The organism is Mycobacterium sp. E3339, from assembly GCF_001666915.1.
In the GTDB taxonomy this organism is placed as follows: Bacteria; Actinomycetota; Actinomycetes; order Mycobacteriales; family Mycobacteriaceae; genus Mycobacterium.
Genome location: NZ_LZIZ01000157.1, coordinates 38692 through 49529, shown reverse-complemented (window position 1 = coordinate 49529; position 10838 = coordinate 38692). Strand labels below are relative to the sequence as shown.

Here is a 10838-nt window from a genome sequence, read left to right as displayed (position 1 = left end):
CAGACGGCTGGAGCCGGGCCGTTTAGCTGCCGGTCCGAGACGGCCGGCGTGACGTGCACGGTGACCTCGGGGCGCGGCTTCACCATATCCAACGCCGGGATAACGGCCGTGGGCTGACTTTCGGCCCTCAGCCGCCCCGCGCCTCGATCATCGCCGAGCGGTTGACCTTGGTCGCCGCGGTGCGGGGGATGGCATCGACGAACTCGACGGTCTTTGGGGCCTTGTAGTGGGCGAGCCGGCCCTTCGCGTACTCGATCACGTCGTCCTCGGTGAGCGTCGCGCCGGCGGCGAGCTGCACCACCGCATGCACCCGTCGTCCCCACTGCGCATCGGCGAGGCCGATCACGACGACGTCGGCGATCTCGGGGTGGCCCGCCAATGCCGACTCCACTTCCGCCGGAAACACATTCGCTCCGCCGGTGATGATCATGTCGACCCGGCGGTCGACGATGTAGAGGTAGCCGTCCTCGTCGAGGTAGCCGATGTCGCCCGCGGAGCGGAAGCCGTCCTCGGTCGACGGCAGCGGCGCCGCGCCGCCCACGTAGCGGGACCCCGCGCTCATCGGTGCGCGCAGATAGATTTCGCCGTGCTCGCCCGGGCCGAGCTGTCTGGTGCCGGCGTCGAGAATCCGGATCTCGGTGTCCCGGAATCCGCGGCCGACGCTGCCCGGATGAGCGAGCCACTCGTCACCCCGCAGCGCGGTCAGCCCGAGGTTTTCCGTCATGCCGTAGGCCGACACGATCTGCTGCGGGCTCAACAACTCGAACCAGGTATGCATGAGCGACGGCGGCATCACCGCGGCGCCCTGCAGGATGAACACGATGCTGGACAGGTCGCGTTCCCGGACATCCGGCCGGGCCGCTATCCGCGCGAGCATCGTGGGCGTGGCCGTGAAGTTGGTGATCTTGAAGCGTTCGATCACGTCCAGAACCAGTGCGGCATCGAACTTTTCCAGTATCACCAGATGATCGCCGGTCAACAGGAAGAAGAAGGTGGCGAAGCCGTTTGTGTGATACATCGGCGCGGGCACCATGATGGTCTGCGGCTGCGCGACCGGCGTCCAGTTCGACAGGAACGGCTCGCCGTGCTGGGGCGTCCAGAGCGACGGCGCCAGGCTGAGGATCACCTTCGGTGTGCCGGTCGAACCGCTGCTGCAAATGCCGTTGACGTTGGGGGACACTGCCACCGGCATCGGGTCGGCGGACTCGGCCGCGGCCTGCTCCTCGAGGCGCCACCGACTCGCCTCATCGACGACGACGGCCGGATCGATCACCTCACGCACCCGATCCCGCTCCCATTCGGGCAGGTCCCAGTGCATGGGAACGGGAACGGCGCCGATCTTCCAGCAGCCGAGCGTGGCGAGGACCAGGTGCGTCGAGTTCGGAATTGCCAGCGCCACAAGGGAACCGAGCTCGGCGCCGTTGGCGGCCAGCGCGCGCCCCCACTGGTTGGCACGGGCGTCGAGCTCACCGAACGTCAGCGACTCCGCGGCGCCGTCGAGGGCGACGATGGTCACCCCCGGCTCGTCCCGACGCTGCGCGGCGAGCTCGGAAAGCTTGACCCCGAACGGGATTCCGTCAGCTAGCGGATTCGCCGCGCCTTCGGCCGCGATCGGTTCGGTGGTACTCACGCCGATACCGGCCCGCTGAACAGCGTCTCCAGCGAGCCGTCCGGGACACCCGGGATGAGCCGCAGCGTCAGCCCCTCGGCACCCAGCGGCAAGCGGATCAGCGGTTGGGTGTGCCGGTCGAGCACGCTCACGTCGGACTCATCGCAGAAGCCCAGGGCGCCGAGCAATTGATGGGAGGTGCGCAATACCTGCCGGGCAGTGTCGGATGCCTTGAGCCGCAGAACCAGTGCGTCCGCCGACCGAATCTGCGTCGGCAGCGATTTCGGGCGGCAGATGGTGTACTTCGCCAACTCGTGCAGTCCACGCACGGCGACGGCGGCCTCGGCGACGGCGAACCTGACGGCCTGGAAGTCCGCCAGCGGCTTGCCGAACTGGATTCGGGAGCGCACGTGATCGGTGACGATCTGCAGCGCCTGCTGCACCGATCCCAGAATCCGCCATGATCCCAGCACGAGATGAAGGTTAACGTCGTCGGCCGGAATCGTGCCATCGGGTGCGTCGAGGGAAGCGGGCACCAGGAACGGCCCCAGTTTGGCGTTGGTGCGCGACGCGGCCCGCGGGCGGTACCGGTTGCCGTCCAAGTCGGCGGCGACCCAGTCGCCGGGCAGGTCGCCGTGGTCGATGCGCGGCGCCTCGGGGTTGACCAGGGCGAGGCGCGCGCCGTCGATCGAGAGCAACTCCTCGACGAGGGGATAGGGCAACACGGTCGCGCCGGCCGCGCGGCACAGCACGGCCCCTGCGAGCAGGTCGTCGGGTGCCGACCGGACATCGAGCTCGAACGCGCCGACCTCGGTCAGGGCCGCGCGGGCGGCGTCCCGGACACCGTCGTCCGTTTCGGCGCGCAACGCCGCCGGCGGGCCGCCCAACCGGGCGAGCCGCTTGGCCGCGACGGCGGCAAAGTCGCTGATGTCTTGTGGCAGATCGGTTTTCACCGGTGTTCTCCCAACACGTCCCGGGCCACCAGCATCTTCTGCACTTCGATGGTGCCCGATGCCACGGTGGCCGCCTGTGCGTAACGCCAATGGTCTTCGATCGCCCCGTGCAGTGCGGCACCGGCGCCGCTGTCCAACGCGACCGGGCCCAGGACGTCGAAAAGTAGTTCGGCCACCTGCTGATCACAGGTCGTGGTGGCGATGCGGGCGGCGCTGGCCGCCGCGCCGGCCGCGGGGTCGTCCTGCAACGACACCGCGCGATACGCCAGCAGCCGGGCCACCCGCAGATCGACGAGCGCCCGCACCCAACGGGAGCGCAGCGATTCCGGCAGCGCGCCCCAGTCGTCGCCGAGCGCGGTGCTCATCCGGTCGAGCAGCGATTCGCAGCGCGCGTAGCGGGCGATGCCGACCCGCTCGAAGGCCAGCGCCTCGCGCATGACGCGCCAGCCGTCGCCGACCTCGCCGAGAACGTCGCCGGGGAACGCCTGCACGTCGTCGAGGAACATCTCGTTGAGGTGATGCGGTCCCAGCATCGACCCGATGGGCCGGACGGTGAAGCCGGGCCGGTCCATCGGGATCAGAAAGAGCGTGAGGCGCTTGGGTTTTGGCGCCTCGGGATCGGTGCACGCCGCCAGCACGCACCACGACGCCATCAAAGCGTACGACGTCCACACCTTCTGGCCGGTGATGCGCCAACCGTCCCCATCCGGGATGGCACGCGTGCGCAGCGAGGCCAGGTCGGTACCGGCCTCCGGCTCGGAGAAGCCCTGGCACCAGATCACGTCGCCGGCGGCGATGGCGGCCAGGTGCTTGGCCTTCTGTTCGGCCGTTCCGTAACGCATCAGTGCCGGACCCACCCAGTTGATTCCCATGTACTGCGGGCCGCGGGGCTCGTGCTGGGCCCACATCTCCTCGCGCAGCACCGTCTGCTGCCAGACCGAACCGCCGCCGCCGCCATGCTCTTTCGGCCAGGCCAGCGCCAGCAGGCCCTCGGCCGCCAGCAGTTTGCAGAACGTCTCGGTGGTGGCCAGGTCGCGCGGGTTCTCGGTGCAGGCGCCGAGGAAGTCGGCGGGGATGTTGTTGGAAACCAGCTCGCGCAGGTGCTTTCGCAGCTGCGCGGCGTCGTCGCCGAGGTCGTAATCCATTCGTCGTCATCCCTTCGGCAGCCCGAGCAGCCGCTCGGCGATGATGTTGCGCTGGACCTCCGATGTGCCGCCGTAGATGGTCGCGGCCAGCGCGTCCTGGCGTTCGAAGAGCAGATCCGGATCGCTGAGCGACTGCGTCCCCTCGGCGACGGCGGCGAGCTCCCAAACACGCTGCAAGGTAACCGATCCCAGCAACTTCATGATGTCGGCCTCCGGGCTCGGTCGTCCGGCCAGCTCGTTGCCCAAGGCGCGGTAGCCGGTGACCCGCAGCGCTTCGGCGTCCGCGAGCAGGGAGCCGAGTTCCGTGCAGATGTCGGCGGTCGGCTGCGCCCCGCGCACCGCATCCAGCCCGCGCTTGATCTCGACCCAGTTCATGATCCAGATCATCTGGCGTTCGTGGTGCAGCGACGACAAGGCGACGTTCCACCCGCCGTGCAGGGGGCCGAGCAGGTTTTCCGCGGGCACCTCGACGTCATCGAGGAAGACCTCGCAGAAAGTCTCGTCGGAGATCGAGGCCATCCGGATGGGCTCGATGCGCACCCCCGGGGAGTGCAGGTCGAGGATGAGGCACGAAATGCCACGGTGTTTCGGCGCCGCCGGGTCGGTCCGGGCGTACAGCGTGCACCATCGCGATTCGTGGGCTTGGGTGGTCCAGATCTTGTGACCGTTGACGCAGAAGCTGTCCCCGTGGCGTTCGGCGCGCGTGCGCAGGCCGGCGAAATCCGAACCGGCTTCCGGCTCGGACATGCCCAGCGCCCACCACTCGTCACCGCGCAGCAGCGGAACCAGGAGGCGGTCGACCTGGGCCGGCGTGCCGAACTGGCGGATGCCGGGCGCGGCGACGTTGGGGCCGGCGATGTTGGGCAGCTTGGGCGCGGACCGCATCGCCGCCTCGAGCCGCACCTCCATGGCGTCGCGCAGGCCCAGCGACCGGCCGCCGTGTTCGCGGCTCCAGGTCGGTTGTAGCCAGCCGGCCTCGAAGGCCGCCCGCTGGTAATCGCGCCGCAGCTTCAGGTCCCAGCGGTAGTCGCGATAGTTGTCGTAATAGTCCCTCGGCAGGAAGTCCGTCAGCCACGCGCCGAATTCGTCGACTATCGAAACCGGCGCGGTCATGCCGCGCCTCCCGCGAAACGGCGGCCCACCTCGTGATAGAGCGCGCGGCTGTCGCCCAGCATGGCGGCGGCCTGCCAGGCGTGCCGGACGTAGAGGTGGGCGTCGTGCTCCCAGGTCTGCCCGAGCGCGCCGTGCACCTGGACCGCGGTTCGCGCGCAATTGCCGGCCGCATCACCGGCCGCCGCCTTGGCCAGCGCCGCGGCGGTCCAGGCATCGGCCGGGGGTGTGGCCGGGTCGCCGAGGCGGGCGGCGGCGGCGTAGGTGAGGCTGCGGGCGCGCTCCACTCCGACGTAGTTGTCGGCGAGCGCGTGCTTGATTCCCTGGAACGCGCCGATCGGTCTGCCGAACTGGCGGCGCGTCTTCGCGTGCTCGACGGCGCGATGCAGGGCGGCGCTCGCCGTGCCGACCAGGTCGGCGGCCGCGGCGACCATGGGCGCCGTCAACGCCTTTTCGATGCCGACGGGCGCGGTGGCCAGCGGCTCGGCTTCGACCTCGACGTCGGCCAGCGGCTGGGCGGGGTCGGTCGATTCCCCCGCGACCACGGTCACCCCCGCGCCGCAGCGGGCGACCGCCACCACGGTGCCGTCATCGGAGTGCGCCAGGGTCACCAGCAGTTCCGAACGGGACAGGTTGGGGACCGCGACCGCTCGCCCGCGCAGGCGGCCGCCGCGCAGCGTCATCGGCGCGCCGGGCAGCCGAGATCCCCGGGAGTGCACGGCCAGGGTGGCGACGACACCGCCGGCGATGTCGTCGAGAACCGCGTCGAGACCGGCGCCCCGCAACGCGCCGGCGGCCAGGCCGACGCTGCTCAGCAGCGGAATCGGTGCGATCGCGGCGCCGCATTCCTCTAGCACCACCGCGAGCTCGACCGGTCCGTAGTCGCCGGCCCCGGGCGCCGCCAGTTCCGTCCAGCCGAGGTCCACCACCGTCTTCCACAGCGTGCGCCACCGCTCCGGATCCGTCATCGCCTGGCGAGCGGAGTCGGGCGGGCACTCCGCGCGGAGGATGTCGCGCACGGTGTCGCGCAGCGACAGCTGCTCCGAACTCAGTCCGACATCCATAAGACCCCTAACATAATAAAAATAGTAAACTAGCGGCCCGGTTCGCAATCGCACGGGAACACGCATAGGTGGGCGCATGGTCGAGTGGTATTTGTTCTTGCCGCAGGTGCGGCTGTCGGTGGCCGACATCGCGGAGCGGGCACGTCACGCCGAGGCCAGCGGCTTCGACGGCATGGCGTTCATCGATCACCTCGAGGCGCCGGGTCTGCCCGACGAAAGCATCTGGGAGGCAATGGGCGTCGCCAGCTGGGTGGCGGCCAAGACCGAACGGCTGCGGATCGGCCACCTGGTGCTGTGCGACGCGTTTCGGCACCCCGCCGTGCTGGCCAAACAAGCCGTCACCCTGTCCGACGCGTCTGGGGGCAGATTCGATCTGGGCCTCGGCGCGGGGTCCTGGCCCGCGGAGTTCGCCCGATTCGATGTCGGCCGGCGGGATGCGGTGGCCAGGGTCGAGCAGCTGGAGCGGCACCTGGCGCTGCTGCGGCGGTACTGGGGTGACGATCCGCAGGCAGGCCCCCCGCAGGCCCCCCGCAGGTCTCATCCGATCCCGCTCGTCCTCGGCGGCACCGGGCCCAGGATGATGAAACTCGTTCGCACATACGCGGATTGGTGGAACCTACCGGCCAACCACCTCGACAAGCTGTCCACGCTGGTCCCCGCCGCGGGGACGGCCCGGGTCTCGGTTCAGCAGATGGTGGGGTTCGTGCGGGCGGGCGGTGATCCGGACCAGGTGCGCGAAGTGAGCACGCGCCGGTTCGGCAACCTTGGGTCCGGGCTGGTGTGCGGCGACGCCGACGAGCTGATCGCCCACTTCACCGGGCTGGCCGCCCAGCGGGTGGAGCGGTTCTATGTGTGGTTCGCCGACTTCGCCGTTCCCGATTCCCTGCACGAGTTCGGCGAAACGGTGATCAAGGCGTTTGCTGCCGCCGGCGCCGGGCTTCCGTAGGCACGACGGGCGGCCGGGCGAACGGCCCGCGCGGCACCGCGCTGAGCCGGATCTCCGGCAGGTCGACCGACGGGTCGACGGTGTCCAGCCACGCGACGGCCTCGGCGACGTCGGACACCTGGATCGCGTGCATCTCGAAGGGAACGTCCTGCAGCATTTCGGTTTCCACCGGGCCCGGGGTGACGATGTGCACGGCGATGCCGTCGCGGTCGACTTCGGCCGCCAGGGCGCGGGCGAACGCGTTCATGCCGGCCTTCGACGCCGAGTAGGCGGTCCGGGCCATCATCGGCTCGTGCGCCGCCGACGACGACACGAACACGAACCGCGAGCCCGCCCGCATCCGCGGCAGCGCGGCGGCGGTCACCACGAAGCAGGAATCCAGGTTGGCCGAGAGGATGGTCCGCCACTGCTCGAACGTCTGCTTGCGGGCGTACGTTCCGCCCAGCGTGCCTGCGGCGTGCACGAGGAGGTCGATCCGCTCCAATGCGCTTGTGGCAGCGGCAAATCCGTCCGGGTCCGATGCATCGGCCACGATGTGGCGCGCGCCGATCTCCGCGGCGGCCGCCCGCAACGGGGCCTCGCGGCGCGCCGCCAGCACCACGTCGTAGCCCAGCTCCACCAGCTTGCGAGCGCACCCCTTGCCGATCCCGCCGCTGCCGCCGGTGACCAATGCCGTTCTCAAGGCTGCCTCTTTAGGGTTGGCGGAAGTCCCGCGTCCGCGACAGCGCCTGCGGCGACAGCGCGTGAATTCGTTGATCGTGCCGGTCGGAGAGCACATAGGTCTGCGTGTCGGCGAGATGACGACCCGCGATGCGGCGCGCCCGGTCGACGTCGCCCTCGGCGATGGTCTCGGTCAGCTTGACGTGCGTGCTGAGCACCGCGCGGCGTTGAGCCAGCGACGGGTAGGTGCCGCGTGCCGCGCTCTCGTCCGCCCACTGTTGTTCATGGCTGGTCCACAGCGTTTCCAGGCTGCCGACCACCGCGATGATGGTGTGGTTGCCGCAGCCGCGAACCACGAGATCGTGGAATTCGCGGCCGATTTCGGTGAACAGGCCGCCGTCCTCGATGTTGTCGGCCATGGACTCGTTGACCCGGTGGAGCTCGGGGACCAGGGTGTCGGCCCGGTCGGGGCGGCGCGCGGCCAGCGCGGCGCACGCGGGCTCGAGTTCCTGCAACGCCATGCCGAGGTCGGCCACCGCGACGGACTCGCTTTGCAGCAGCAGCCCGAGCATGTACGCGGCGCTGGTCTTCGCCGGGGCGTGCACGACGGCGCCCCCGCGGTTACCCCGCCGGACAGAAACCAGCCCCTCGGTTTCCAGGATTCGCAGCGCTTCGCGCAAAGAAACCAGGCTCACGTTGAACTGTTCGACGAGCACCTCTTGGCGCGGCAACAGGTCGCCGTCGGCGAGCTCGCCGTTGATGATCTGGCGGCGCAGCTCGTCGGCTACGATTTCTGCGATCCGCGGCGCCGACAATCGGCGACGGGCGTCGTGGCCAATTCCCAAGGCGGTCATCCGATCCTCGAAATAACTCAACTCGCTGGCTTAGCTATTTTAGCAGTAATGGTATAAATAGCTTCTTCGATCGCGTGCCGGTCGGGAGGGCGGTGTAAGTGAGCGAGCGGTCCGACAGCCACCCGGCACCGCTGCATGACCTGCGTGTCATTGAGATCAGTGACCGGATAGCCGGCGGCTACTGCGGCAAGTTACTGGCCGACGCCGGCGCGCAGGTGCGCAAAATCGAACCGGCGCAAGGAGATTGGCTCCGCCGGTACTCCGCGACGCAATCGACGGTGCCGGACGGGCAGAGCTCGCCGTTCTTCGCCTACCTCAACGCCGGCAAGCGCAGCATGACTTACCCGCCGGACACGCAGCGGTTCTCGGACGAACTGGCCGGCGCGGACGTTGTCGTGGTCACCGCGGGCCGGGCGCGGGCCGCGGCGCTGGGCGTCGACCCGCAGCGGCTGCTGGCCGCCTCGCCGCACGCGATCGTCGTCACGATCTCCGACTTCGGCTGGACGGGCCCCTATGCCGAGCGGGCCGCCAACGAATTCACCCTGCAAGCGTGGGCGGGCTCGCCGGGCTTCCGTGGCGATCCTGCCGGGCCGCCCATCTCCATCGGCGGCGACCTGGGGGAGTACATGGGCGGCGTGTACGCGGCTTTCGGCGTACTGGCCCTGCGCCGCCGGGTGGAGCGCGGCGGCCCCGGCGAGCACCTCGATCTGTCCATGCTCGAGGCGTTGACCGCGATGCAGAGCAGCGAATGGCTGCACTCCCAGCTGCTGCGCGTTCCGCCGATCCGTCGCACGCTCGAGGTGCCATCGATCGAGCCCGCGAAAGACGGCTACGTCGGGATCACCATGGTCACCGGTCAGCAATGGCTCGACTTCGTCGCGATGGTCGAGTGCCCCCAGCTCGAGGAGATCGAGCAGCTGCGCTTCCAGATCGGCCGGTGGGCCTACCGCGATCTGATCCGCGAACAGATCGGGCCATGGCTGGCCGAACGGACGGTCGAGGAGGTCGTCGAGCTTGGCCAATTGTTCCGGTTGCCCATCGCGGCGCTGGGCAACGGCTCCACGATCCGCCAGCTGGAGTACGTGACGCAACGGGGGGTGTTCATCGCCAATCCCGCCGGCTTCCACCAGCCCCGGCCGCCGTGGCTGATGTCGGCGTGCGCGCCCGCCCCGGCGCGGGCCGCCCCGGCCCTGGGGGCAGACAACGACGAGAACCCCTGGCGACCAAGGGGATCCGAGGTGAGCCCGGACGTGCGTGGGCTGCCCCTGGCGGGTGTGCGCATCGTCGACCTGACCGCGTTCTGGGCCGGTCCCGCGGCCACCCACCTGCTGGCCGCCTTCGGTGCCGACGTTGTCAAGGTGGAGTCGATCCAGCGGCCCGACGGCATCCGATACTCCGGCGGCATGCGCACCGATGTCGACGATTGGTGGGAATACGGCTGGGTGTTCCACGCGATGAACACCAACAAGCGTTCCGTCACATTGGATTTGGGTTGCGACGACGGCCGTCGCCTGTTCACCGAGCTGGCCGTCGGCGCGGACGTGGTGATCGAGAACTTCTCACCGCGGGTGATGGACCAGTTCGGCCTGACCGCCGAGGCGCTGCTGAACGTGAACCCCAAGCTCGTCGTTGCCCGGATGCCCGCGTTCGGACTGGACGGGCCGTGGCGGGACCGGGTCGGGTTCGCCCCGACCATGGAGCAGATCGCCGGCCTGGCCTGGGTGACCGGGTTGCCCGATGCCCCGCCGGTGACCCCGCGCGGTGCCTGCGATCCGTTGGCCGGGGTGCACGCCGCGTTCGCCGTGCTGGCCGCGCTGACCTTCGCCGAACGCACCGGTTCGGGCCAGCTGGTCGAGCTGCCGATGCTCGAGACGGTGCTGAACGCCACCGCGATTCAGGCGATCGAAGCCGAGGTCTTCGGGACGACGATGACCCGCCGGGGCAATCGCGGTCACGGCGAGGCGATCCAGAACATCTACCGGTGTGCCGGCGACGACGCCTGGATCGCCGTCACCGTGCGCGAGGACGCGCAGTGGCGTGCCCTGGTCGAGTTGATGGGCCGACCCGCGTGGTGCGACGAGGGGCTGGCCACCGTCGCCGGGCGGCGGCAGCGGGCGGACGACGTCGATCGCCGGCTCGCGGATTGGTTTGCCGGCCAACCCCTTCAGTCGACGGTGGAGCGGCTGGCCGCCGCCGGTGTTCCCGCCGCGCCGGTGGTGTCGCCGTCGCTGGTCACCGACAATCCGCAGCTGCGCCATCGGGGGTTTTTGGAGACCTTGCACCACCCGAGCACGGGCGCGGGCCTCTATCCCTGCCCACCGTTCGCCCGGCTGGCCGGTCGGGACGAGTGGCTGCGGTGTCCGCCGCCGCGGTTGGGCGAGCACAATGAGGAGATACTGCGCGAACGGTGCGGGCTGACCGACGAAGAACTGACGCGCCTCGCAACCAGCGGGGTGATCGGGACCCGACCCAAGGGCCTGTAAGGAGTGGAGGGCAT

General features: G+C 69.8%; 9 protein-coding genes. 2 read left to right on the top strand and 7 right to left on the bottom strand.

Annotated features, from left to right (window positions below):
* Positions 1-127: 127 nt before the first annotated feature.
* The 5 genes from A5702_RS14235 to A5702_RS14215 are packed head-to-tail and all read right to left on the bottom strand — an operon-like array spanning position 128 to position 5881.
* The gene (locus tag A5702_RS14235) at positions 128-1630 is read right to left on the bottom strand and encodes a class I adenylate-forming enzyme family protein (protein WP_068221483.1); all 1503 of its coding nucleotides are present in this window, start codon (positions 1628-1630) and stop codon (positions 128-130) included.
* Entirely contained in the window at positions 1627-2562 is a 936-nt protein-coding gene (locus A5702_RS14230) for an acyl-CoA dehydrogenase family protein (protein WP_068221481.1), read from the bottom strand. The genes A5702_RS14235 and A5702_RS14230 overlap by 4 nt, the downstream gene beginning before the upstream one ends.
* Entirely contained in the window at positions 2559-3707 is a 1149-nt protein-coding gene (locus tag A5702_RS14225; protein WP_055402496.1) for an acyl-CoA dehydrogenase family protein, read from the bottom strand. Before A5702_RS14225 ends, A5702_RS14230 begins: the two co-directional genes overlap by 4 nt.
* A gap of 6 nt (positions 3708-3713) precedes the next feature.
* Positions 3714-4820 (bottom strand): acyl-CoA dehydrogenase family protein, encoded by a 1107-nt coding sequence (locus A5702_RS14220; protein ID WP_068221479.1) that lies wholly within the window; start codon positions 4818-4820, stop codon positions 3714-3716.
* A complete protein-coding gene (locus tag A5702_RS14215; protein ID WP_068221477.1) occupies positions 4817-5881 on the bottom strand; it encodes an acyl-CoA dehydrogenase family protein in 1065 nt (354 codons plus the stop codon). The genes A5702_RS14220 and A5702_RS14215 overlap by 4 nt, the downstream gene beginning before the upstream one ends.
* A gap of 76 nt (positions 5882-5957) precedes the next feature.
* Between A5702_RS14215 and A5702_RS14210 the strand changes: the two genes are divergently transcribed.
* Positions 5958-6827, top strand: a complete 870-nt coding sequence (locus A5702_RS14210; RefSeq protein ID WP_067819641.1) for an LLM class flavin-dependent oxidoreductase — start codon at positions 5958-5960, stop codon at positions 6825-6827.
* Here A5702_RS14210 and A5702_RS14205 read toward each other — a convergent pair.
* Together A5702_RS14205 and A5702_RS14200 are read right to left on the bottom strand one after the other, a co-directional pair.
* Positions 6790-7509: an SDR family oxidoreductase gene (locus A5702_RS14205; protein ID WP_068221475.1), complete on the bottom strand. Its 720-nt coding sequence runs from the start codon at positions 7507-7509 to the stop codon at positions 6790-6792. The genes A5702_RS14210 and A5702_RS14205 overlap by 38 nt on opposite strands.
* Before the next feature lie 10 nt (positions 7510-7519).
* Positions 7520-8341, bottom strand: a complete 822-nt coding sequence (locus A5702_RS14200) for a FadR/GntR family transcriptional regulator (RefSeq protein WP_068221473.1) — start codon at positions 8339-8341, stop codon at positions 7520-7522.
* 98 nt (positions 8342-8439) lie between these two features.
* Here A5702_RS14200 and A5702_RS14195 point away from each other — a divergent pair, with 98 nt between their 5' ends.
* On the top strand, positions 8440-10824 hold the full coding sequence (locus A5702_RS14195; RefSeq protein WP_068221471.1) for a CoA transferase: 2385 nt from the start codon (positions 8440-8442) through the stop codon (positions 10822-10824).
* Positions 10825-10838 lie beyond the last annotated feature (14 nt).

Bases quoted from the DNA above. Each gene is read 5' to 3' on its own strand.
- A5702_RS14225 (WP_055402496.1), bottom strand. From the start codon at position 3,707: ATGGATTACGACCTCGGCGACGACGCCGCGCAGCTGCGAAAGCACCTG.
- A5702_RS14210 (WP_067819641.1), top strand. From the start codon at position 5,958: ATGGTCGAGTGGTATTTGTTCTTGCCGCAGGTGCGGCTGTCGGTGGCC.
- A5702_RS14200 (WP_068221473.1), bottom strand. From the start codon at position 8,341: ATGACCGCCTTGGGAATTGGCCACGACGCCCGTCGCCGATTGTCGGCG.
- A5702_RS14215 (WP_068221477.1), bottom strand. From the start codon at position 5,881: ATGGATGTCGGACTGAGTTCGGAGCAGCTGTCGCTGCGCGACACCGTG.
- A5702_RS14220 (WP_068221479.1), bottom strand. From the start codon at position 4,820: ATGACCGCGCCGGTTTCGATAGTCGACGAATTCGGCGCGTGGCTGACG.